This window comes from Rhodanobacter sp. Root480 (assembly GCF_001426645.1).
Lineage (GTDB): Bacteria > Pseudomonadota > Gammaproteobacteria > Xanthomonadales > Rhodanobacteraceae > Rhodanobacter > Rhodanobacter ginsenosidimutans.
Genome location: NZ_LMEX01000002.1, coordinates 1,193,854 through 1,218,124 on the forward strand (window position 1 = coordinate 1,193,854; position 24,271 = coordinate 1,218,124).

A 24,271-nucleotide genomic window follows, 5' to 3' on the forward strand; every position below is an offset into this window, starting at 1 on the left:
CCTACGGTTCCCCATAGCTACGCAGGCCATCGGCCCGCGACGTCCTTCCGACATAGCCCAGTTCCCGACGGGCAGCGGTGTCATCGATGGTGAACGCGCGTCCGATCATGCGGATCATCGAACGCGAAATCGGCGGATCGCCATCCTTCCGCGCCACGGCCCAGATGGCATCAAGCAGCCGGCCCAAGGTTGAAGCGAGCCAGTAGGGCATGGAACGCAGCTTGTCGATCGACAACCCCTGCAAACTTGCGAGGGATGCGACGAACGCGCGGAAGGTTTGCCCCTCCTGATCCTTGATGAAGAAGGCACGTCCACCTTCACCCCGTTCCAGCGCGCACCGTATCGCTTCGACCACGTTGTCCACGTGGCAGGTCGAGAACGCATAGTCGCCGCGGCCGATAAAGGCGAATCGCCCTGAGCCGATGGCGTCGGGTAGCGCGCTGCTGAACGGATCGCCCGGCCCCCAGATCGCCGGTGGGCGTAGCGCGATGGTGCGAAACCCGGGATGGTTGGCGGCCAGAACCAACCGCTCGGCCCGTGCCTTGCTCGCCAGGTAGGCGGAGAAGTGGTTGGGAAAAGTCGGCGCGCTTTCATCGGCGTTGCGGATGGGCGTGCCGCCGTCATCCATGATGATCCCTGCCGCACTGATGTAGACGAAGGTCTTCGCGCCTGCGGACCGGGCGGCCTTCAGCAACGCTGCGGTGCCATCGGTGTTGGTGCGGAAGAAAGGCTTGCGGGGGCCGGAAAAGCGGAACATGGCCGCCGCATGCACAACCGCATCGATTGCAGGCAGCACCAGCGGCGCGCCGCTTTCCAGATCCGCGTCAACCGGCGTCGACCCCATCGCCTGCAGCCCGGCGTGCGATGACGTGGAGCGGGTGAGGGCGAAAACCTGGTGGCCGTCGTCCACGAGCCTGGGGATCAGGCGACCACCGAGCAGGCCGGTGCCGCCCGTGACGAGAATTCTCATCGTGATCGGCCTTTCGTTGTGGGTTTCAGGATGGACCGCAGAGCGTCCTCACGGATTTGCTCCAACACCACCGAAGTGGGTGGCGCGCCCTTCCGCAGCCGGGCGGTGACGTGAAGCAGGGAGGCGGCGTTCGCCGAGGCCCACATGAGGTCGGCCGCCGCCGCGACCGTCGGACGGAGCCGCCCCTTGGCGGCAATGGCGCCGATGCGTGCGATCAGCAGCGCAAAAGCCTGCTCGGCGGCAGGGATGTCAGCGCCGTCGAGAACGCGGCTCATCATCGCCGCGTAGAGCCGGGGCCGCGCCGCGGCGAAGCGCACGTAATCGTTCCAGCCCTCGCGCAGCACCACCACCGGATCGGCTGATTGAACGACGGACTTTTTGCTTTCGAGGAACTGCCCGAAGGCTTCCGCCATCGCCGCGCTCAACAGCCCATCGGCGCTGCCGTAATGGTGGTAAAGCGTCGGTGCCGTCACGTTGGCGATCGCACAAACCTTGCGCGTCGAGAACTGTGCCTCGCCTTCTTCCTCCAGCACCTTCAGGGCGGCGTTGAGCAGGATGTCGCGTGTATCCATGGGACCAATATAGCGTCGCTATATTGGTATGTCTATAGCGACGCTATATAGGTTGCCGTAATGCTGGCGGTCGACGTGGGCAGGGGTTGTTGTGACGCAGTGAGTCGCAGCCCGACTACCAGGCGATGGGCCGGCCGTCGCGATAAAACCCACCGGTGAGGGATTCGGTGAGGCAGGCGGCCCAGACGATGCCGGCGGCGCCGTCGCTGACGGGGCGCCCGCCGGGGCCGCCCATGTCGGTGGCGACCCAGCCGGGGCAGACGGCGTTGACCAGGATGCCGCTGCCTTCCAGTTCACTGGCGAGGGTGCGGGTGTAGCTGTTCAGGGCGGCCTTGGAGACGCGGTACGCCGGGCAGTTGGCGCCGCTGGTGGTGGTGGCGCCGTAGCCGCTGGAGACGTTGACGATGCGGCCGTAGCCGTGGCGGCGCATCAGCGGCGACAGCGCGCTGCACACGCGCCAGGTGCCGAACAGGTGGGTGTCCATCGCTTCGCGCGCGGGAGCGATGTCGACTTCCACCGGGTTGGTGCGCGGGTGGTAGTAGCCGCCGGCGTTGTTGACCAGCACGTCGAGACGGCCGTAGGTGATGGTGATCCAGCGCGCCAGCGTATCGACCTGGTCCTGCCGGGTGATGTCGAGTTGCACCGCGATCATTTCGCCGGGCAGGTGGGCCAGCTGCCGCGCGGCATGCAGGCCCTTGTCCATGTCGCGGGCACCCAGCAGCACGGTCATGCCGCGCTCGCCGAGTTGGCGCGCCACCTCGAAGCCCAGCCCGCGGTTGGCGCCGGTGACCAGCGCCACGCGATGGATCGGCGTGGCCGCCGACGCGCCTGCCGCTGCCGGCAGGCGCTTTGCCGGTGCGCTCATGGCGCGGCGTCGACCTTGGCCACGGCGCTGCAGTGTTCATCACCGCAGGCCTGCCAGCCGCCGCCGAGCGATTTGTACAGGGCGACGGCGCGCGTGTTGATCGCCGCCTCGGCCTGCGCCAGATCGTCCTCGGCGGCCAGTTGGGTGCGCTCGGCGTCGAGCAGTTCGAGGAAGCCGGTGGCGCCTTCCTGATAGCGGATGCGGGCGAGGTCGGCCGCACGCTTGCTCTGCGTGGCCTGTTCGATCAGGTGATCGACGCGCACGCGCTGCTGGTTGAAGCCGGTGACTGCGTTGTCGATGTCCTCGATCGCCTCCAGCACGGTGCGCTGGTAATTCGCCTGCGCTGCATCGGCACGCGCCTCGCTGACGTGCAGGTTCGCACGCACGCGCTGCACGTTGAGGCCGGCCCAGCTGATGCTGGGCGCCAGCGACCACGCCCGCGTCGACGGGCTGCCAAAGTCATTGCTGCGCCCGGACAGGAAGCCCAGGAAACCGCCCAGCGAGATGTGCGGGAAGAAATCCGCCTTGGCCACGCCGATGCGTGCGTTGGCGGCGGCGTACTCGCGTTCGGCCATCTGGACGTCCGGACGGCGCGACAGCACGTCGCCGGCGTCGCCGATCGGCAAGGTGGTGGCGATCGGGGTGAAACTCTTCGGCGACACGTCGATGTCGAGCTCTCCCGGCCGCTCGCCCAGCAGCACGGCGAGGCGGTACTCGCTGGCGCTGGCCTGGGTTTGCAGCAGCGGCAGTTGCGCCTGCACTGCACTGAGGCGGGCCTTGGCGCTGGCCACGTCCTGCTCGGCGCCGGTGCCGACCTGCTGGCGTACCTCGGTCAGGTGCACGGTCTGGCGCTGGTTTTCGATGTCGCGTTTGGCGATGTCGAGCCGCAGCTGGGTGCCGCGCAATTCGAAATAATTGCGCGCCACCTCGGCCAGCAGGCTGACCTGCACGTCGTGCAATGCCGCCTCGCTGGCGCCCAGATCGGCGCCGGCCGCTTCCACCGAACGACGCACGCCGCCGAACACGTCCAGCTCCCACGAAGCATCGAAGCCGGCCTGGTAGGTGGTCGTGGTGAGCCGCTGGTCGCTGAAGCCTGGTTGCTGGCCGCGGCTGCGGGTGTAATCCACACCGGTGTTGATGGTGGGCAGGCGATCGGACTTGGCACCGCTGAGCAACGCGCGCGATTCATGCAGACGCGCCACGGCGATACGCAGGTCGAGGTTGTTCGCCGCGGCGCGCTGGATCAACGCATCCAGCGTCGGATCGTTGAACTGCTTCCACCACGCGGCCTGGAACTGCGCGTTGCTTTCCTGCGCGGCGTCGAGGCCCTGCAGCTGCGGTGCGGCGATTTTCTCGGCGTGATAGTCGGGGCCGATGCTGGCGCAACCGGCCAGGATCATGGCCGCGCTGAGCGCGGCGATTTTCAGTAGCGGTTTCATCTCAATGGTTCTCCATCCCGGCAGCGTGGGCGCGCGACTCGCGGCGCCCCGCCAGGGCGTGAATGACGTTGTAGACCAGGGGTGTGTAGATCAGCCCCGCCAGGGTCACGCCGAGCATGTCCGAGGCCACGGCGACACCGACGCCGGCGATCCTGCGTACGGTTTTCATCAGTGGTTCTCCAGCGCCGGCAGCGCATCGGCGGCGGCGCGCTCGGCCGCGCGGGCCTCGCGACGCTCGACCAGGGCGCGGATGACGACATAGAACAGCGGCGTGTAGATCAGCCCGAAGATGGTCACGCCCAGCATGCCGGCAAACACCGCCACGCCCATCGCATGGCGCATCTCGGCACCGGCACCGCTGGAAGTGACCAGCGGCACCACGCCCATGATGAACGCGATCGAGGTCATCAGGATCGGGCGCAGGCGCAACCTGGCGGCTTCCAGCACGGCCTCATGACGCGGCACGCCTTCCAGCTGCAATTCGCGGGCGAACTCCACGATCAGGATCGCGTTCTTGCACGCCAGGCCCACCAGCACGATCAAGCCGATCTGGGTGAAGATGTTGTTGTCGCCACCGCTGAGCCACACGCCGGCAATCGCGGACAGCAGCACCATCGGCACGATCAGGATCACCGCCAGCGGCAGCGACCAGCTTTCGTACAGCGACGACAGCACCAGGAACACCAGCAGCACGCACAGCGGGAACACCAGGATCGCGGTGTTGCCGGCCAGGATCTGCTGGTAGGTCAGCTCGGTCCACTCGAAGCTGATGCCATTGGGCAGGTTGTCCTTCGCCAGCTTTTCCATCGCCGCCTGCGCCTGGCCGGAGCTGAAGCCCGGCGCCGGGCCACCGTTGATCTCGGCGGTCGGGTAGCCGTTGTAATGCTGCACGCGATCCGGGCCCGCGCCTTGCGACACGGTGACGAACGAACCCAGCGGCACCATCTGGCCCTGCGCGTTGCGCGTCTTCAGCTGCAGGATGTCCTGCGGCGTGTGGCGGAACGCGGGGTCGGCCGAGACATTGACCTGGTAGGTGCGGCCGAAGCGGTTGAAGTCGTTGACGTAGAGCGAGCCCATGTAGGCCTGCATGGTCTGGTACACATCGCCCAGGTTCACGCCTTCGGCCTTGGCCTTCTCGCGGTTCACGTCGGCGTCGACCTGCGGCACGCTGACCTGGAAGCTGGAGAACAGCCCGGCCAGCGCCGGGTCCTTGCGGCTGGCGGCGATCAGGTTCTGCGTCTGCTTGTACAGCTCGTCGAAGCCGCGGTCGCTGCGATCCTCGATCTGCATGCGGAAGCCGCCGATCGTGCCCAACCCCATCACCGGCGGCGGCGGGAACACGGCGATGTAGGCGTCCTGGATGGCGCCGAACTTCTGGTTCAGCGCACCGGCGATCGCACCGGCGGACAGGTCCGCAGTCTCGCGTTCCTCGAACGGCTTCAGCGTGACGAATACGATGCCGGAGTTGGTCGAGTTGGTGAAACCGTTGATCGACAGGCCGGGGAAGGCCACCGCATGTTCCACGCCCGGCTGCTTCAGCGCGATCGCGCTCATGCGCCGGATCACGTCTTCCGAACGATCCAGCGAAGCGGCGTCGGGCAGTTGCGCGAACGCCACCAGGTACTGCTTGTCCTGGCCCGGCACGAAACCGGTCGGCACGTGCGAGAAGCCGAACCAGGTCAGGGCGATCAGGCCGGCATAGATCACCAGCGCCAGCTTGCCCTTGCCGACGACGCGCTTGACGCCGCCCACGTAGCGCTCCGAACCGCGCTGGAACATGCGGTTGAAGGGACGGAACAGCCAGCCGAACGCACGGTCGATGCCGCGGGTGAGGCGGTCCTTCGGCGCGTTGTGCGGCTTCAGCAGCACGGCGGCCAGCGCCGGGCTCAGGGTCAGCGAGTTGAACGCGGAGATCACCGTGGAGATCGCGATGGTCAAGGCGAACTGGCGGTAGAACTGGCCGGTGAGGCCGCTGACGAACGCGGTCGGGATGAACACCGCGCACAGCACCAGCGCGGTGGCCACGATCGGGCCGGTGACTTCGCGCATCGCCTTGCGCGTCGCCTCCTTCGGCGACTCGCCCAGTTCGATATGCCGCTCGACGTTCTCCACCACCACGATCGCGTCATCGACCACGATGCCGATCGCCAGCACCAGTCCGAACAGGCTCAGGGCGTTCAGCGAGAAGCCGGCCAGGTACATGATCGCGAACGTGCCGATCAGCGACACCGGCACCGCCACCAGCGGAATGATCGAGGCGCGCCAGGTCTGCAGGAACAGGATCACCACCAGCACCACCAGCAGGATCGCCTCCAGCAGCGTGTGCGCCACCGCCTCGATCGAGCCGCGCACGAACACGGTCGGGTCATAGACGATCGAGTAGTCGACCCCCTGCGGGAAATCCTTCTTCAGCTCCGCCATGGTGGCGCGCACTTCGTCGGAGATCTGGATCGCGTTGGAGCCGGGCCGGGCAAAGATCGGCATGGCCACCGCGGGCGTGTTGTCGAGCAGGCTGCGCAATGCGTAGCTGTTCGAGCCCAGGTCGATCTTGGCCACGTCGCTGAGGTGGGTGACGCCGCCGTTGGCCGCGGTGCGCACGATGATGTTGCGGAAATCGTCTTCGCTGACCAGTCGGCCACGCGTGTTGATGTTGAGCTGGAACGCGGAGTTGCCGGGGCCGGGCGGCGCATTCAGCGCACCGGCGGCGACCTGCACGTTCTGCTCGCGGATGGCGTTGATCACGTCGCCGGTGGTGAGCGACCGTTGCGCCAGCTTCTGCGGGTCCAGCCACACGCGCATCGAGTACTCGCCGGCACCGAAGATCTGCACGTCGCCGATGCCATTGAGCCGGCCCAGCACGTCTTTCACGTGCAGCCGCGCGTAGTTCGACAGGTAGAGCATGTCGTAGCGCTGGTCGGGCGAGATCAGGTGCACGACCATGGTGAGGTCGGGCGAGCTCTTCTGCGTGGTCACGCCGAGCCGCTGCACTTCCTCGGGCAATTTCGGCAGCGCCTGCGCCACGCGGTTCTGCACGTCGACCTGGGCGTTGTTGAGATCGGTGCCGAGCGCGAACGTCACGGTGAGCGTGAGCGCGCCGTCACTGGTGGCCTGCGACGAGGTGTACAGCATGCCCTCGGCGCCGTTGATCTGTTCCTCCAGCGGCGTGGCGACGGTCTGCGCGATCACCTTCGGGTTGGCGCCGGGGTAGCTGGCGTGCACCACCACGGTCGGCGGCACCACTTCGGGGTACTCGCTGATCGGCAGCTGGAACACCGCGATGGAGCCGGTGATCACGAACAGCAACGACAGCACCGCGGCCATGATGGGTCGGTCGACGAAGAATTGGGCGATGTTTTTCATGCAAAAAATCCTCGCGAGGCTTCTGCGAAGCCTCGGTTCTCTTGGCCCGTCATCCCGGCTTTCGCCGGGATGACGGCTAGGTAGCTGTTTGCCTATGTGGCGTGACCACGCCAGAGGCCGTCCTCAGCCTTGCGGGTCCCGCGCTTTCGCTGGCTTGACCTGCGCGGTACGCGAATCCGTGTCGACATTCGCGTCGCCGCGCTCGACCAGCGCCTTGTCGGCCGGATCGAGCCGGTAGCTCATCGCCACCTTCTGCGGGTTCACCTCGGCGCCGGGGCGCACGCGTTGCAGGCCGTTCACCACCACCAGGTCGCTGGGCTTCACGCCGCTTTCGATCACGCGCAAGCCATGCACCAACGCGCCGGTTTCCACCTTGCGGTATTGCACCTTGTGGTCCTTGTCGACCACGTAGACGAACTGGTTGCCCAGGTCGGTGCCGATGGCGCGGTCGTCCACCAATACGCGCGACTTCACCTGGCCGCTCTGCAACTGCACGCGGGCGTACAGGCCGGGCGTATACAGGCCGTCGGCGTTGTCGAACACGGCGCGCAAACGCATCGTGCCGGAACCGGTGTGCAGCTGGTTGTCCACGAAATCGAGGCGGCCTTCATGCGGATAACCCGATTCGTCGGCCAGGCCCATCGTCGCTTCGATGCGGGCGCTGCGGCCTGCCTGCCTGGCGTCGGCACGCAGATGATCGAGCTTCAGCCAGGTGTGCTCGTCCACGTCGAAGTAGACATAGACGGGGTTCACCGAGACCACGCTGGTCAGCACGTCGTTGCTGGTGACCAGGTTGCCGGGGGTGACGCGGGCGTTGCTGACGCGGCCATCGATCGGCGAGCGCACCTTGGTGAAATCCAGGTTCAACCGGGCGGCGGCCAACGCGGCGGTGGCGGCGCCCAACTGGGCACGTGCGCTTTGCGCGGTGGTTTGCTGGCGGTCGGCTTCCTGTTTGGCGATCGCGTGCTGGGCCAGCAGCATCGTGGCGCGTTGCTGGTTGGTCTCGGCCAGGCTCAGCTCGGCGCGGGCCTGCGCCTGGTTGGCGGCCAGCCGGTCCACCTCGGCCTGGTACGGGCGGGCATCGAGCTGGAACAGCACGTCGCCCTTGTGCACCACGGCGCCTTCCTGGAAATGCACCGACTCCACGAAGCCGCCCACGCGAGGCTGCACCTGCACCGTATTGACCGCTTCCAGCCGGCCGGTGAACTCGGCGCTGTCGCTGACCTTGCGGCTCAGCGCCTGCGCCACGGTGACTTCCGGCGGCGGCGCGCCGACGGGGGTTTGCGCCTGGCTGTCATCGCCATGCAGCACCATCCAGCTGCCCAGCACGGTGACCGCGATCAGGGGTATCAGCATCCATTGTTTCTTCATCTTTCGCTCCGAACACCTTGTTGGCCGGACAGGGGGTACCGGCGAGGGTCGAGAGAATAGGTGTACCTAGCGGTATAGAAAATCCCCTTTTCAGGCATTACACTCATGCGCCGCAGTCATGAATCGACGAGGAATGGGACCGATGGAAGACTTTTCAGCAATTTCGACCTTCGTCCGCGTGGTCGAGGCCGGCAGTTTCGCCGCTGCCGCCGGCCAGTTGGGCATGACCCCGTCAGGCGTCAGCCGCGCCGTGTCGCGGCTGGAAACCCAGCTCGGCGCCCGGCTGCTGTTCCGCTCCACGCGCTCCCTGCGGTTGACCGACGATGGAGCCTCGTTCCATGCGCGTTGCCGGGAGATCCTGGCCGATCTGGCCGAGGCCACCGAGGCGCTGAACTTCGCCAACAGCAAGCCCACCGGCAAATTGCGGGTGGGTATCTCGCTGTCGGTGGGGCGCGCCGCGGTGATCCCGCGGCTCACCGAATTCGAGCAGCGCTACCCCGACATCCGGCTGGAGCTGTCGATGAGCGACTCGCCGTCGGATCTCAACGGCGAAGGGCTGGACTGCGCCATCCGCGTGGGCGAACTGGAGGATTCCAGCCTGATCGCGCGCAAGATCGGCTACCTGCGCAACGTGGTGTGCGCCTCGCCCGAGTACCTGCGCAAGTACGGCGCCCCGCGCAGCATCGAGGATCTGAAGGATCACCGCTGCATCAATTACGTGTACCCGAACGGCCGCCCGCGGCAATGGCAGTTCGACACGCCGGATGGCCAGGTGAGCGTGGATATCGACGCGCACATGCTGATCAACGACGGCGAATCGGTGCTGCAGGCCGTGGCGGCGGGGCTGGGCATCACCCAGGTGCCGCGCATGCTGGCCGCCTGCATGCTGGAAAAAGGCATGCTGGAACTGGTGATGGCCGATACCAACTCCACCGGCAAGCCGGTGTGGATCGTCTATCCGCAGAAAAAACACCTGTCGGCCCGCGTGCAGGCCTTCATCGAATGGGTGCGTGAATTGTTCGAGCGTACCAACCGATGCACGGTGGCCACACCCAATACCGTCCCCGCTGTCGCCCGGCCAAAACCGGTACGCACCGAAACGCTGGCGGAAGTGGCGTAAGCCGCGGCTGGAGCGGCCGCGCTGGCCTCAGCCGCCGGCCGGCACCAGCACCAACAGCGCCACGCCGAACGCGATGCGGTAGATCGCGAACGGCGTGAACGTGTGCGTGCGGATATAGCCGAGCAGCCACTTCACCGCGATAAACGCCACGATCGCCGAGACCACGAAACCCAGCCCCAGCGCGGTCCAGTCCTCATGCGCCGCGCCACCGCTTTTCACCACCTTCAGCAACTCGTAGCCGGTCGCCGCATACATCGTGGGAATGCCCACCAGGAATGCGAACTCGGTCGCCGCCGCGCGGTTGCTGGTACCGAACAGCATCGCCGCGAAAATCGTCGACGCCGAGCGCGACAGGCCAGGGAAAATCCCCGCAACCATCTGCGCGATACCCACCAGGATGGCCACCCGCCACGTCACCTCGGTGCGGTCGGGCTGGCGCGCGGCCAGCCGCTCCGCAGCGATCATCCACACGCCACCGATCACCAGCGCCCACGCCACCGGCGTCACCGTCTCCGGCAACTTGAAACCCATCTTCACCGCGATAAAGCCCAGCACCGCCGTGATCAGGAACGCCACCGCCAGCTTGAACAGGTAGTCGCGGTTCGCCGCATCACGCCATTGCGTCAGCAACTGCCAGATGCGCTTCCAGTAGATCAACGTCACCGCCAGGATCGCGCCCGCCTGGATGCCGATATTGAACAGATCCGAGCGCGCCCCCAGCCCGAACTTCTCGGCGATAAGCAAGTGGCCCGTGCTGGAAATGGGCAGGAATTCGGTAACGCCCTCGATGATGCCGAGCAAGGTGACGCGGATCAGGTCGCTCAAGAACAGATACTCCGCAGCAAGTAAGGCCGGCCTGCGCCGGCTTGGGAGCGCATAGCTTACGTGGATTGCGCATCCGTTCGACCCGATGCCTTGCTGATGCGGACCGACGGGGCTTGGCGAGGTCTTCCGAAAAAAGTGACGCATTCGACACTTTTTGGTTGGGGTGCATTCGGTTTTTGTCAGGTCGCGTGTAAGGTTTTCCGGTCGTGCATCGGGCGTCTTCCGCCGCCGCCGAGGCTTTCGGGGGGCGAGGCGTACTCGCCCGCTCAGCCGGTGCGGCATCGGTAACAGGGGAAAGGATTGGATACGGAAGGGATCTCCACGTCTCGTCGCAGTGTTGCGACCGCAAAATGGTTGTTCGCATGCATCGCACTGCTGCCATGCATTGGCCTGGCGCAAACCACGCCGGACCAGCAGGAGCAGCGCGAACGCGCGCAGCGCGAGGCGCAGGCGCGGCAGCAGCAACGCGCAACGCCGGATGTGCGGTTGACCACCGCGCGCGGCACCGACTTTCATCGCACCGACCTGCCGGCCGAGCAGCCCTGCTTTCCGCTGGACAGCGTGCGTCTTGAAGGCCCGCGCCTGGCCGATTTCACCTGGGTGCAACGCTATCTCGATCGCTATGCCGGCAAATGTGCGGGCCGCCGGGGCATCGAGCTGATCGTGCGACGCACGTCGGACCTGATCATCGATCGCGGCTACGTCACCACCCGCGTCGGCGTGGCCGCGCAGGACCTGTCCGGCGGTGTGTTGCGCCTTACCCTCGTGCCGGGTGTCATCCGCCGCATCCGCTATGCCGACGCCACGCTGTCCGGTGCCTGGCAGACCGCACTGCCGATGCGCCCGGGCGACCTGCTCAACCTGCGTGACGTGGAGCAGGGGCTGGAGCAGATGAAGCGGGTGCCCTCGCAGGACGTGAGTATCGACATCGCGCCCGGCGACACGCCCGGTGCCTCCGACCTCGTGATCGCGGTCAAGCGCAGCCGGCCCTGGCATCTGGTGGCCACGCTGGACGACGCCGGCTCGCGCGCCACCGGGCGTGGGCAAGCCGGCATCAGCGCGGGATTCGACAACCCGCTGGGCATCAACGACATCCTCTCGCTGGGCTACAACCACGACGTGTGGCAAAGCACCGGCCACGGCACGCGCGGCGTCAATGCCAGTTACTCGGTGCCGTTCGGTCGCTGGCTGTTCACCCTGTCGGCATACGACTACGCCTATCACCAGACTCTGGCTGGCTACCAGACCACGTTCGTCAGCCGTGGCAAGTCGCGCACCACCGATCTGACCGTGCAGCGCATGCTCCACCGCACCGGGTCGGGCAAGACCTCGCTGGAGCTGCGCCTGGGCAAACGCAAGGCGCACAGCTTCGTCGAGGACACCGAAGTGACCTCCCAGCGGCGTGACGTCACCTCGGCGGAACTGGCGCTGGTGCAACGCCAGTATCTGGGTGCGGCTCAGCTCGATCTGCGCCTGGCGCAACGCCGCGGCGTGAGCTGGTTCGGTGGCCAGCGTGATGCTCCCGGGCACCAGCCCTCGGACCCCAGCTTCGACTACCGGCTGTGGATACTCGACGCCTCCCTGAACCTGCCTTTCCAGGCCGGCGCGCTGCCGCTGCAATGGATGTCCGAACTGCATGCGCAACGCAGCGGCGACACCCTCTACGGATCCGAGTTCATCACCTTGGGCGGGCGCTACACCGTACGTGGCTTCGACGGCGAACAGACCCTGGCCGCCGAACGCGGCTGGACCTGGCGCAACACCCTCACCGCGCCGCTGGGCGCTCTGCCGGCGGCGCTCTACGTCGGTGTGGACGTAGGCCACATCGGCGGCCCCAGCAAGAACATCTACGGCACCGAACACACGCTGCGCGGCAGCGTGATCGGCCTGCGCGGCCAGCTTGGCCGCCTCGGCTGGGACGTTTTCGCGGGCTGGGCACTGACTGGCGGCCGTGTGCTGGAAACACGCCGGCCGGCCACCGGTTTCCAGCTCGTGTACCAGTACTGATCAAGCAGCACAGGGGCTGTCGCATGGAGATCGATCGCTTCACCCGTCGCCAGAAAAGCACGCAGCACCATGCTCCCTCCCCCGCTTGCAGGGGAAGGTTGGAGAGGGGTTCGCTCTTGATCTCCGCGGCAAGCCCGAGCCATCCACTCCCAACCTCCTCCCGCCAGCAGGGGGAGGAGACAGAAGTGACGCGCCATGCTCCCTCCCCTGCTAGCAGGGGAGGGCTGGGGAGGGGTTTCGCTCTTGATCTTTGCGGCAAGCCCGAGCTTCCCCCTCCCAACCTGCCAGCAGGGGGAGGAGACAGAAGCGTTCCGTTCCGCCGGGCGGCAGCCATGAACCAGGGAAGAACCAGACCATGACCACCATCGACACCTCGCATCCGTTCCGCCAGGGCCTCAACGCGCTTGCTGTCGCCATCGGCATAGCGCTGCTCGGTGTTCCGGTGGCCGGTCAGGCGCAAGCGGTGCCGGACGCGCGGGCCGGCGTGCATCGCCCCCGCATCGATACCGCGGCCAACGGCACGCCGGTGGTCAACATCGTCGCGCCCTCGGCCGGCGGCGTGTCGCACAACCAGTTCCAGTCGTTCGATGTCGACAGCAAGGGCTTGATCCTCAACAACAGCGGCGCGGTCAGCCAGACCCAGCTGGCCGGCATGATCGTCGGCAACACCAACCTGGGCGCCGGGTCATCGGCGCGGATCATCCTCAACGAGGTCACCGGCACCAGCCCCAGCGCGCTCAATGGCTACACCGAGGTTGCCGGCAAGGCCGCCGACGTGATCGTGGCCAACCCCAACGGCATCAGTGTCAATGGTGGTGGCTTCATCAACACCACCCGCAGCGTACTGACCACCGGTACGCCAGTGTTCGGCGGCGACGGCAGCTTGCAGGCGTTCCGAGTTACCCGCGGCGCTATCGCCATCAATGGCGGCGGCCTCGATGCCACGCGCCCCGACCGGCTCGATCTGATCGCGCGTGCAGTACAGGCGAATGCCAAAGTGTGGGCGCATAACCTCAACGTGGTGACCGGCGCCAACCAGGTCGGCTATGCCGATCTGGCGACGCAAGCGATCAAGGGTGAGGGCGTGGCGCCGGGCGTGAGCCTGGATGTGGCCGTACTGGGCGGCATGTACGCCGACAAGATTCACCTGCTGGGCACCGAGGCCGGCGTGGGCGTCCGCACCAGTGGCGAGATCGCCGCGCAGGCCGGCGACTTCCAGCTCACCAGCGCCGGCAAGCTGGTGGTCACCGGCAAGCTCACCGCCACCGGCAACCTTGCCGTGCAGGCGGGCGGAATCGACAACAGCGGCACGCTGGCCGCAAATGGACGTCTGGACGTCCGCGGCAATGGAAATGTGGGCAACGGCGGCACGCTCTACGCGGGCCAGGGCGCCAACCTCACCAGCACCGGTGACATCCGCAACAGCGGCAAGCTGTATGCCGCAAGCGGCGCGGTTGCCATGGACGCCGCCGGCGCGCTTTCCTTGTCCGCGGCCAGCGATGTCTATGCGGGGCAGGGCATCACCATGCACGCGGCCGACATGGACAACGCCGGCACCGTCGAGGCGCTGACGAGCCTTGATCTCCGCGCCGACGGCCGGCTTTCCAACAGCGGCCATCTGCTTGCCGATGGTGGCGACGCAACGCTCGGCGCGCTGGTGCTCGACAATGCCGGCGTGCTCAGCGCGAATGGCCGCGTGCAGCTCACTGGCACGCAGTCACTGGGCAACGCCGGCACCGTTATCAGCGGCGGCAGCAGCACCGTGCATGGCGGCCAGGTCGAAAACAGCGGTCAATGGCAGTCCGGTGGCGCACTGACGATTACGGCGGACGCCCTGCACAACCAGGGCCTGATCGACGGCATGAGTGATGTCAGCCTGACCATCGGACGGCTGGATGCCGACGCCGGCAGCAACCTGCTGGCCGCCCGCCACCTGACCGTTGCGGTGACCGGCCCGGTGCGTGCCGACGGTGTGCTGCAAGCCGGGCAGGGTCTGCAACTGACCGCCGGCGACGCCGTCGACGTGGGCGCGCAAGGCTGGCTCTATGCCGCCCAGGCATTGAACCTGGCCAGCATCGGCAAGGTCACCAATACCGGCCTGATCTACGCCGGTACCGACGCCAACGTACACGCCGGGAGCCTCTCCAGCAGTGGCACGCTGCGTGCGGACCACGACCTGACGACCACCCTCACCGGCGATCTGCAGAACACGGGCCTCTTGCGCAGCGGTGCCGCGCAGACGATCCGCGTCGACGGTCATGCAGACAATCAAGGCACTGCCTACGCCGGCACCGCCGCGCAATGGATGGTCACCGGCCAACTGGCGAATACAGGCACGCTGGCCGCCCAGGGCGATCTGGACATCGGCGCTGGCAGCCTCGATTCCAGCGGCGTGCTCGGTGCCGGCGTGCAGGCCGACGGCAGCCTTGCCGGCACCGGCGCCCTGAGTGTCGACACCACCGCCGCGCTGGTGGCGCAGGGCCGCAACCTTGCCGCCACCACGCTGAATCTGCACGGCGCCAGCCTCGATCTGGGCGGTGCCACCACGCGTGCCGGCGGCGCCATTGGGCTGACCGCCACCCTGGGTGGCTTGAGTCTGCGCAACGGCGACCTCGCCACCCACGACAACCTCGCCCTGCAGGCCGCCGGCCAACTCGACAACAGCGGCGGCACGCTGCAGGCCGGATCGGTCGGCTTGAACGCGGCCAGCATCGTCAATCGCGGCGGCCACATACTGCAAACCGGTACGGCCGCATCCACGTTGGCGGTGAGCGGCACGTTCGACAACAGCGCGGGCAGCATCGCGAGCAATGCCGGCACCTTGACCCTCGATGCGGGCAGCCTGCTCAATGCCGGCGGCAGCATTGCCCACGCCGGCAGCGGCCAGCTCAGCCTCGATGTGGACGGCCAGTTCGAGAACAGCGCCGGATCGATTGCCAGCAACGGCGCATTGCAAATCATCACTGGCGGCGCGTTCACCAATGCCGCCGGCAGTGTTTCCGCCGCAGGCAATACCAGCCTTCAGTCGCAATCGCTCGATAACCGTGGTGGCACGCTGGCTGCCGATACCGTCGACATCACCCTGACCCAGGCACTGTTCAACACCGGCGGTGCGTTGCAGGCCAGCGGTGGGCTCACCGTGCATGCCGATACCTTGACCAACGGCACCGGCCAGATCAAGGCGCTGGGCAGCGATGCGTTGTCGCTGTACATCACGCACGGGCTGAGCAATGCCGCGAGCGGCTTCATCGCCGGCAACGGCGCGGTGAATCTGTTTGCGGGCAGCGTCGTCAACGCCGGGCAGATCTATACCGCTGGCGATCTGGTCGTAACCAGCGGAGGCGCCCTGGACAACCGCAGCGGTGCGCTGCAGGCCATGGGCGCGCTTGCGGCCACTGCCGCTGGCGCCTTGAGCAACGGTAACGGCCGCATCGAGGCTGGCCGCGGCCGCAGCAACGCCACGCTGTCGCTCACCGCGGCATCGCTGGACAACAGTGCCGGCCGCATCGCCAACGCGGCCCAGGGCGCGACCACGCTGAACCTCGGCAGCGGCGCGCTTACCAACACCGGCGGTACGCTGGGTGGCCAGGGCGACGTGGCGGTCAGCGCTGGCGCCATCGGCAACACCGGTAGTGGCACCGTGGTCGCCGGGCGCGATCTGAGCCTTGCCGCCACCAGTCTCGACAACACCAGCGGCACCCTCTACGCCGCCCGCAACCTGGCCTGGTCCAACCGGCTCGCCACGCTGACCAACCGCAGCGGCCACCTCGGCGCCGGCGGCAACATCGTGCTTGCGTTGGCCACCCTGGAAAATACCGGTGGCGAGACCGCCGCCAGCGGCAACGTCACGCTGGACCTGGGCAGCCTCGCCGGCAGCGGCCGCGTGGTGGCCGGCAACGACCTGGCCCTGACCCTTGCCGGCAACTACACCAACGTGGCCGGCAACACGCTCAAGGCCAACCGCAACGCCAGCCTCACCTTCAGCGGCAATCTCGACAACGCCAGCGGCGCCACGCTCAGCGCGGTCGGCGCGCTTGCGGTCAAGGCCGCCGGCATCACCAACAGCGGCACCGTCGACAGCGCCGCCACTTCGCTCACCGCCACCGGCACGCTGGCCAACAGCGGCCGCATCGAGGGCGATACCGTCGCCCTCACCGCCGCCAGCGTCGGCAACACCGGCACCCTGATCGGCGACGGCATCACCGTCCACGCCGGCAGCCTCACCAATGGCAGCGACCTGGGCAGCGCCACCGACAACGCCGCCTACGACTCGGCCGTGATCGCCGCCGCCGGCAACATCGACCTGTACCTCACCGGCACGTTGCTCAACCGCGATGCGCTGATCTACGCCATGGGCGACCTCACCGTGGCGGCCAACGCCAGCGGCGGCCGTGCCAGCGCCATCACCAACCGCTCCGGCAGCATCGAAGCCGATGGGAGCATCGCCTTCGCGGCCAGCCAGATCACCAACCAGCGGCGCGTGTTCGAAACCGAAACCTACACGCTCACCAGCGCGGAACAGGCCAGCAACACCACGGTCGAACAGCACGTGGTGGACAAGACCACCGACCCCGTTGCCGTTGCCTACTGCGCCGGCCTGGGCGACAACCACCGTTGCGATCCCGACGAAAATGCCACCGGGCAAACCACTACCACCGTGATCAGCCAGCAGCGCCTGCTGCGCACCAGCGCGCAGGGCCGGATCGTCTCCGGTACCGACATCGCCCTCGGCGGCTCGGTGCTCAACGACAAATCCACCATCGCGGCGGCCGGGCAACTGGTGGTGAACGGCCAGTCGGGCAGCGTGGCCGCCGGCACCGGCACCCTCGGCGGCGAGAGCATCGTCAACGTCGGCTGGGTGCCCACGGTGTCGCTGCGCACCGACGTCGACAACTGGATCCAGGTACAGGAAAAAAGCAAATGCGCTCTCGGCACCAAGACCTGCTGGGACGACAACGGCGTCGAGCACTTCGGGCAGACCTCCACGACGGCCGAGCTGGCCATCGCGGGAACACCGCCGGCCTGGATGAACATCACGCCGGGGCCCGATGCGCCCGCCTACATGACCGCTGGCGGCACCCTTTCGATCACCGGCACCACCATCGCCAACACCACCGTCGGTGCCGATAGCCGGCCCGTAAATGCCGTGGCGGCACTGGGCAGCAACGGCAATGGCCAGGCCGTCACCGGCAGCGGCACCGGCGGCGTCAGCGCCGTCGGCGGAAGCATCAACCTGGGCACGGTGGGCGGGTTGGGCGGTACACCGGCCGCCCCCGGTGCGCAAACCGTGGGCTCGCTGGGTGCGCCCGGCGGCCAGATCCAGCTGCCCACCAACGGCCTGTTCACCACCCACCCCGGCAACAGCGCGGGCTACCTCGTCGAAACCGACCCGCGCTTCGCCAGCATGAGCGGCTTCTACGGCAGCGATTACCTGATGGATCGCCTGCCGTGGAACGGCGAAGACACCTTGAAGCGCCTCGGCGACGCCTTCTACGAAAACCGCCTGGTGCTCGACCAGATCACCGCGCTCACTGGCCGCCGTTTCCTCAGCAACAGCACCGACACCGTGGCGCAATACCGCGAGCTGATGGATGCCGGCGTGGCCGCCGCCGGCCGGTTCGACCTGGCCGTGGGCGTGGCGCTCACCGCGCCGCAGATGGCCAGCCTCACCGACGACATCGTGTGGCTGGTCAGCCAGGAGGTGAATGGCGAAAAAGTGTTGGTACCGGTGGTCTACCTGTCCGCGCAGCACGCGAAAAACCTGGCCAGCGAACGCGGCGCCGTCATGGCCGGCCAGGACATCATCCTCGACGCCAGCGGCACCCTCAGCAACACCGGCAACGTACTCGCCAGCCGCGACGCCAGCCTCAAGGCCGGCACCCTGCTCAACAGCGGCAACCTCCGCGCCGACGACACCCTCAGCATCAGCGCCGCGCAGGATGTGCTCAACGCCGGCCGCATCCAGGGCGGCAACGTCGCCGTGGTGGCCGGGCGCGACGTGCTCAGTGGCGCCGATATCGGCAAGGTCGACCTGGGTGGGGGCCTGTCTCTCGCCGACGCGCAGCGCCTGGGCCTGGCCACCGGCGGCAGTATCACGGCCAGCAGCAACCTGGCCTTGCAGGCCGGCCGCGACCTGTTGCTCAGCCAGGCGCCAGTCAGCGCCGGCCGCGACCTCAGCCTGGTCGCCGGCCGCGATTTGACCGCCATCGCCACGCCGATCACAGCGGGTGGCGATGCTGCACTGGTGGCCGGCCGCGACCTGGATTTTGCGGCCACCGCGCAAACCGCCGTCACCGGCGGCGGCACCTCGATTTCCCACACCACTACACACGCCGTCAGCCACGTCACCGCCGGTGGCAATCTCGCGCTGTCCGCCGGCCGCGACATCACCAGCGAAGGCGCCGCCTTCAAGGCCGGCGACGTGCTGGCCGCCAGCGCCGGGCGCGACGTCAACTTGAACGCCGTCACCGACGTCACCACGACCCGGGAGCACCACAAGGAAGGCCGCACCGCGGTCAACACCAGCAGCCTCGACGAAACCGTGCGCGGCACCGCGCTCGACGCCGCCAACGGCATCGTCATCAGCGCCGGGCGCGACATCACCGCCACCGCCGCCAACCTCGCCAGCAGCGACGGCACCATCGCCCTGGGCGCCGGCCATGACATCACGCTTGATGCCGGCGTGGAAAACCACGACACCACGCGCGACACCAAGTATAAAAAGAGCGGCCTGTTCTCCAGCAAAACCACCACCACCCACGACGAAACCCACGACACCTATGCCATTGGCAGCACGCTGTCCGGCGACGCGGTGACCATCGCGGCGGGCCACGACCTGACGACCCGGGCCGCCCAGATGGCCGGCACGCACGACGTCACGCTGGTTGCCGGCCATGACGTCACCCTCGGCACGGCCGAGGAGGTTTCCACCGACGCGTACAGCATCAGCAAGAAAAAGAGCGGCGTGTTCGGCGGTGGCGGCGCCAGCGGCCTGGGTGGTATCGGCTTTACCGCCGGCAGCCAGAAAGCCAGCGCCACCAGCACCGTGGAGCAGCACATCACCGTCGGCAGCCTGATCGGCAGCACCCAGGGCAACCTGACGGTCGCCGCCGGCGGCGACCTCGCGGTGATCGGCAGCGACCTGATCGCCGCCCGCGCCGCCGGTTCCACCACCGGCGGCAACGTCGCCCTGCAGGGCAACAACATCACCATCACCTCGGCCACCCAGACCGACCACGAAACCGGCACGCAGCAGGCCAGCAGCCACGGCCTGTCGATGGCGCTGGTGGGCACGGCGCTGGACGGGGTGCGCAACGTAAAGCAGACGCGGCGGGAGGAGGCCGGCTCCGGCAAGAAGACCAAAGACACGATGGACGCCATCGGTGCGGCAGGCGCCGACATGCCCAGCGTCGCCATCAGCTACGGCAGCCAGCGCAGCAACCAGTCGAGCCAGCTCGACACCCGCAGTGAGCGGGGCAGCACCCTGCGTGCGGCCGGCGACCTCACGCTCAACGCCACCGGCGGCGACCTCACCGTGATAGGCAGCGCCTTGAGCGCCGGCGGCACAGCCACGCTGGCCGCGCAGCGCAACGTGGCCCTGCTGACCAGTGCCGACACCCAGTCGCAAAGCAGCCAGAGCACCCACCACAGCAAGAGCTTCACCGCCGCGGCGGTCGGCTGGGGCGACGCGGCGCGCAGCCTGCAGGGCGGTGCCAACAGCAGCGGCGTCAGCATGTCGCCCTACAACAGCCAGTCGGGCATCACGCAGAACGCGCAGCAGGTCGTCAACGAAACCGGCACCACGGTGGACGCCGGGCAGATCAGCGTGATCAGCCGCCAGGGCGACATTACCGCCGAGGGCGCGCAACTGACCGCGCAGCACGACATCAACGTGCTGGCCGCGCAGGGCAAGATCGACCTGGGCACCGCCGAGTCCAGCCAGCAGCAGCAAACCTATCAACGCAGCCATCAGGTCGGCGACCTGGGCGGCAACGGCTACGCCGGCACCATCGGCGAGCGGCAGGAGCTGCACGACCAGAGCGGCAACCAGACCTGGCAAAGCACGCTGCGCACCGGGCTGACCAGCACGCAGGGCGACGTCACCGTGGTCGCCCACGACGACCTCACCGGCCAGGGTGTGGACATCGCCGGCCGCGACGTCACGCTGGTGGGCCGCAACGTCACCCTCACGCCCAGCGCGGACACCGCCGAGCAGCAGCAGCGCGACAAGATGAAGCAGGCAGGCGTGACCGTGGCGCTGTCTGGCGTGGCAGTGCAGGCCGCGCAGGCGGTGGACGCCGCCGTGGATGCACACGACCGCGGCGACAACCGGCTGGCGGCGTTGTATGCGGCCGAGGCGTACTACGGCGCGAAGGACGCAGGCGAGGTGGCCGGCGGCATCGACTACGACCGGGTGGCCCAGTCGGCCACCGGCAATGCCGCCACCGCCGCCCCGCCCGGCGGCAATGCCGAGGACCCCAACGGCAGCACCGGTTTGGTCAAGGTCACCGTCAGCATCGGCAGTAGCCACCAGTCCAGCAACACGTCGTACCAGCAGCAGACGCAGCAGGGAAGCACGGTAAACGCCAGCCGCGACGTCACCATCGTGGCCACCGGTGACGGCACGAAGGGCGCCGACGGCTACGCCGCCACCGGCGACGTGGTGCTGCAAGGCGCCCAGGTGCAGGCCGGTCGCGATGCCACGCTGGCGGCGGCCCGCGACATCACCCTCACCGCCGGTCAGGACACCACCAAGAGAGACAGCGCCAACCACAGCGGCAGCGCCAGCATCGGCGTGGGCTTCGCGCTGGGCCTCGCCGCTGCCGCGGCCCGGGGCAAAGGCAACGGCGACAGCACCACGAACCACGCCACCACCATCAATGCGGGCGACATGCTGAGCCTGACCAGCGGAAGAGACACCACGCTGGAAGGCGCCCAGGCCTACGGCAACACCATCCTGGCCGACATCGGCCGCAGCCTCAGCCTCACCAGCACGCAGGACACCGACCACTACAAGGAGACTTACCAAAGTGCCAGTGCGGGCTTGAGCCTCTGCATCCCGCCGATCTGCTACGGCGCCACCAGCGGCGGCGCCAGCTACAGCCAGTCCAACATCAGCAACAACTACCAGAGCGTGACGGATCAGACGGGGTTGGCGGCGGGGAGCGGTGGCTTCGATATCCACGTCGGCGATACCACCACGCTGACCGGCGCCGCCATCGCCAGCACCGCCGATGCCTCAAAGAACCGGTTGGATACCGGCAGCCTAGTCGTCAATGACCTGCACAACAGCGCGCACAGCAGCGCCAGCCAGATGGGCTTCTCTTACAGCAGTAGTAGTTCGGCGGCGGGCAACCTGGCCGGCAACGCCATGGGCGCGGCATTGAACATGGCCATCCCGCAGGGAGGCAGTGACAGCAGTGATACGCAAAGCAGCATCGCGCAAGGCACGATCATCGTACGCGACAACCCCGATCAAGACCTCAGCGGCATCGACCGCAGCGCGACGACGCTCAATGGCAACGGCGTCAGCAACGCCTTTGATGTGGACAAGATCAAGGAGAACCAGGCGCTGGGGCAGGCAGCGGGGTATGTCGCCTTCCGAACCGTCAAGGTTGTCGTGGAATCCCGCCGCGACAAGGCGCAGCAATCACTGGCAGCCGCTAGCGAAAACTATGCTGCCGCCACGACGGACGAAGATCGCGCCATCTACAAGGCGCAAGCCGCGCAAGCGCAAGCGGATCTCAAGGCGTGGGGTGATGGCGGTGTCAACAAGGTGGCCCTGCAAGCGCTGGCCGGTGCCTTTCAAGCCAAAATGGGAGGAGGCGATGCGCTTTCGGGCGCGGCAGGCGTCGTAGCGGACGAAGCGTTCCTGACGCGCCTGGGCGCCATGCTGAACAACCATGGCGTGGATGCGGACAGTGGTGCGCATGAAACCGCCATGGGGATGGCCAGCGCGGGTCTGGGGTGGCTCGCCGGCAGCGTGACCGGCTCACCAGGTTCCGGTGCAGGTGTCGCGTCCACCGCCCAGAAATATGGCTATTTCGACTATCGCGATGGTCGTCAGCAGGCGCTGGGATGGCAGGCACAGGCACTGAAAAATGCCGCTGGTGGCGACGAGAACGTTCGCGCCGCCATGACGTATTTGATCGACAAGGCCATGAAGTCCGGTGCCGATCCGGCGGACTTGGCGGCGGCGCTGGCCAACCCCGAGGTGGCCGAAAGCCTGATGGGCATGGCGTTGGCCGAATCGACGTCACGAAGCCTGTACGACGGCACTTCCTTCGATGATCTGAGTGATGACCAGAAGCTGGCGGTCATGGAACGGCTGGGTGGTTCGGTGACAGTGGGAGCGATGACCAGTGTGGCCACGGGCGCACCTCTTTCCGGCGACACAGCGGTGCCGGATGCAGCACCCCAGCTGACGTCGGATACGGAGAGCGTTCGGTCGCGGGTCGGATCGGCCGCCACGATGCTGGTCGTCAGCGGCGAGCAGGGTGTCGAGAAAGCCGTGAATTGGATGGGCAAGGACACGGCCACGGCTCTCGCGTACGTGGCCATGGCGGCGATGGGCGGACCGGTCAAGACGGCGGGCAGTTATCTGTTTGACAGTTCACCGCAGGGCCAGTGGTTGTATCAGCAGAAGGAGGGGCTGCTGGTGCGGCCGTTGGCGGGCTTGGTCGGCACCTACGGGTTCGATGCGCAGACCGACGCTGAGCAGCAGGGAGTTTACCCGGCCAGCCATGTGATTTCATCGGTCGCCGTAGACACCGTACTGTCGACGATAGGCGCCATAGGGGTAAACAAGGGCGTCAAAAGTATCGTCGAGGGCGCGGAGGGGTTCAGCAAGAAGGTCGATGCGGCGGACCACTTGGTCGAGGATGGGGCGAAGGGGGCCGGCCAAGCTCTACGAGAAGTCGAAGTCAATTCTGGCGGTAAAGGCTCTTGGAGCAAAGAGCTCAACAATCCTGAGCCTAATACTCTGTACAAGGTGGATGGAAACAAGACGTATCAAACAGATAGTTTGGGACGAGTTGAGAAGGTTGAGTCCGATCTATCCTTGAGCAAAAGGGACCGAAATACCTATCAGCAATGTGTTGCCGGTAAGTGCGGGGCTTCTGGAGATGAGGGCGGCCACTTGATTGCAAGCATTTTCGAAGGGCCCGGGGAGAAGTTGAATTTGCTCCCCATGAACGGTAATTTGAATAAGGGTGCATGGAAGTCCATGGAAAATAAATGGTCAGTTGCACTAAAAGAGGGCAAGGCAGTTAATGTGAAAATTGAACCAGTGTATACAGGAGGGTCTATAAGGCCTGAGAAATTTACCGTGACCTACCAGATAGGTTCGGGACGTCCGATAAGAGAAACTTTTGTCAATTCTCCGGGTGGAATATGAGTTTAGATGATGATATTTATCAAGGTATTGGTGAGATTTTAGCTGCTATCGCTCCTCCTGATGCTGATGTGGTACTGGTAGAGGCCGAGCTTTCTTCAGAGGATGATCACTGTAAATTTCTATTTGATTATATTTCCCCATCCGGGGCCAAGCAGTGGTTTTTGCCAAACAGCGCTGAGGTAGATAGTGACTTGTTGGATCTTTTTGTACGACTAAGAAGTTTTTTTGAGTTAAATGGCCTTTATGCCGCGGGCAAGCCATGGAAGTGTTGCGTTGTCGAGCTCTCCCTGCGCAGCATGAAGATAAAAATCGAATTTAAGTACTAAAACAAGGGTCAGCTTGAGCTT

General features: G+C 66.6%; 12 protein-coding genes. 4 read left to right on the top strand and 8 right to left on the bottom strand.

Features of this window, described 5'->3' with window-relative positions:
* Nucleotide 1: 1 nt before the first annotated feature.
* The 7 genes from ASD22_RS12215 to ASD22_RS12240 form a co-directional block, all read right to left on the bottom strand.
* The gene (locus ASD22_RS12215) at nucleotides 2-970 is read right to left on the bottom strand and encodes an NAD-dependent epimerase/dehydratase family protein (RefSeq protein WP_056083578.1); all 969 of its coding nucleotides are present in this window, start codon (nucleotides 968-970) and stop codon (nucleotides 2-4) included.
* Nucleotides 967-1,542, bottom strand: coding sequence for a TetR/AcrR family transcriptional regulator (locus ASD22_RS12220; protein ID WP_056083581.1), 576 nt, complete (start codon nucleotides 1,540-1,542; stop codon nucleotides 967-969). Before ASD22_RS12220 ends, ASD22_RS12215 begins: the two co-directional genes overlap by 4 nt.
* A gap of 115 nt (nucleotides 1,543-1,657) precedes the next feature.
* A complete protein-coding gene (locus ASD22_RS12225) occupies nucleotides 1,658-2,407 on the bottom strand; it encodes an SDR family oxidoreductase (protein WP_056083582.1) in 750 nt (249 codons plus the stop codon).
* Nucleotides 2,404-3,846 (bottom strand): TolC family protein, encoded by a 1,443-nt coding sequence (locus ASD22_RS12230; protein WP_056083585.1) that lies wholly within the window; start codon nucleotides 3,844-3,846, stop codon nucleotides 2,404-2,406. The genes ASD22_RS12225 and ASD22_RS12230 overlap by 4 nt, the downstream gene beginning before the upstream one ends.
* A 1-nt stretch (nucleotide 3,847) precedes the next feature.
* A complete protein-coding gene (locus ASD22_RS16755; protein WP_156458390.1) occupies nucleotides 3,848-4,015 on the bottom strand; it encodes a hypothetical protein in 168 nt (55 codons plus the stop codon).
* Nucleotides 4,015-7,206 carry an efflux RND transporter permease subunit gene (locus tag ASD22_RS12235; RefSeq protein WP_056083588.1) on the bottom strand — a complete coding sequence of 1,064 codons (3,192 nt, stop codon included), beginning with the start codon at nucleotides 7,204-7,206 and terminating at the stop codon, nucleotides 4,015-4,017. Before ASD22_RS12235 ends, ASD22_RS16755 begins: the two co-directional genes overlap by 1 nt.
* 123 nt (nucleotides 7,207-7,329) lie before the next feature.
* Nucleotides 7,330-8,577: an efflux RND transporter periplasmic adaptor subunit gene (locus ASD22_RS12240; protein ID WP_156459002.1), complete on the bottom strand. Its 1,248-nt coding sequence runs from the start codon at nucleotides 8,575-8,577 to the stop codon at nucleotides 7,330-7,332.
* Nucleotides 8,578-8,719: 142 nt separating this feature from the next.
* Here ASD22_RS12240 and ASD22_RS12245 point away from each other — a divergent pair, with 142 nt between their 5' ends.
* The gene (locus tag ASD22_RS12245) at nucleotides 8,720-9,697 is read left to right on the top strand and encodes a LysR family transcriptional regulator (RefSeq protein WP_056084288.1); all 978 of its coding nucleotides are present in this window, start codon (nucleotides 8,720-8,722) and stop codon (nucleotides 9,695-9,697) included.
* Nucleotides 9,698-9,724: 27 nt separating this feature from the next.
* Here the strand turns inward: ASD22_RS12245 and ASD22_RS12250 are convergent, their stop codons facing one another.
* Nucleotides 9,725-10,522, bottom strand: coding sequence for an undecaprenyl-diphosphate phosphatase (locus ASD22_RS12250; protein WP_056083591.1), 798 nt, complete (start codon nucleotides 10,520-10,522; stop codon nucleotides 9,725-9,727).
* Between the two features lie 354 nt (nucleotides 10,523-10,876).
* On the opposite strand from ASD22_RS12250, the gene ASD22_RS12255 reads away from it, so the two are divergent.
* From ASD22_RS12255 to ASD22_RS16760, 3 genes are all read left to right on the top strand, one after another.
* Nucleotides 10,877-12,529 (top strand): ShlB/FhaC/HecB family hemolysin secretion/activation protein, encoded by a 1,653-nt coding sequence (locus ASD22_RS12255; RefSeq protein WP_056083594.1) that lies wholly within the window; start codon nucleotides 10,877-10,879, stop codon nucleotides 12,527-12,529.
* 355 nt (nucleotides 12,530-12,884) lie between these two features.
* The gene (locus ASD22_RS12260) at nucleotides 12,885-23,924 is read left to right on the top strand and encodes a hemagglutinin repeat-containing protein (RefSeq protein ID WP_056083600.1); all 11,040 of its coding nucleotides are present in this window, start codon (nucleotides 12,885-12,887) and stop codon (nucleotides 23,922-23,924) included.
* Complete coding sequence (locus ASD22_RS16760) at nucleotides 23,921-24,250, top strand: hypothetical protein (protein WP_156459003.1); 330 nt, start codon at nucleotides 23,921-23,923, stop codon at nucleotides 24,248-24,250. Before ASD22_RS12260 ends, ASD22_RS16760 begins: the two co-directional genes overlap by 4 nt.
* Nucleotides 24,251-24,271: the final 21 nt, after the last annotated feature.

Excerpts from the sequence above, each read along its gene's own strand:
- ASD22_RS12215 (WP_056083578.1), bottom strand. The coding sequence starts at position 970 with ATGAGAATTCTCGTCACGGGCGGCACCGGCCTGCTCGGTGGTCGCCTG.
- ASD22_RS12220 (WP_056083581.1), bottom strand. The coding sequence starts at position 1,542 with ATGGATACACGCGACATCCTGCTCAACGCCGCCCTGAAGGTGCTGGAG.
- ASD22_RS12225 (WP_056083582.1), bottom strand. The coding sequence starts at position 2,407 with ATGAGCGCACCGGCAAAGCGCCTGCCGGCAGCGGCAGGCGCGTCGGCG.
- ASD22_RS12230 (WP_056083585.1), bottom strand. The coding sequence starts at position 3,846 with ATGAAACCGCTACTGAAAATCGCCGCGCTCAGCGCGGCCATGATCCTG.
- ASD22_RS16755 (WP_156458390.1), bottom strand. The coding sequence starts at position 4,015 with ATGAAAACCGTACGCAGGATCGCCGGCGTCGGTGTCGCCGTGGCCTCG.
- ASD22_RS12235 (WP_056083588.1), bottom strand. The coding sequence starts at position 7,206 with ATGAAAAACATCGCCCAATTCTTCGTCGACCGACCCATCATGGCCGCG.
- ASD22_RS12240 (WP_156459002.1), bottom strand. The coding sequence starts at position 8,577 with ATGAAGAAACAATGGATGCTGATACCCCTGATCGCGGTCACCGTGCTG.
- ASD22_RS12245 (WP_056084288.1), top strand. The coding sequence starts at position 8,720 with ATGGAAGACTTTTCAGCAATTTCGACCTTCGTCCGCGTGGTCGAGGCC.
- ASD22_RS12260 (WP_056083600.1), top strand. The coding sequence starts at position 12,885 with ATGACCACCATCGACACCTCGCATCCGTTCCGCCAGGGCCTCAACGCG.
- ASD22_RS16760 (WP_156459003.1), top strand. The coding sequence starts at position 23,921 with ATGAGTTTAGATGATGATATTTATCAAGGTATTGGTGAGATTTTAGCT.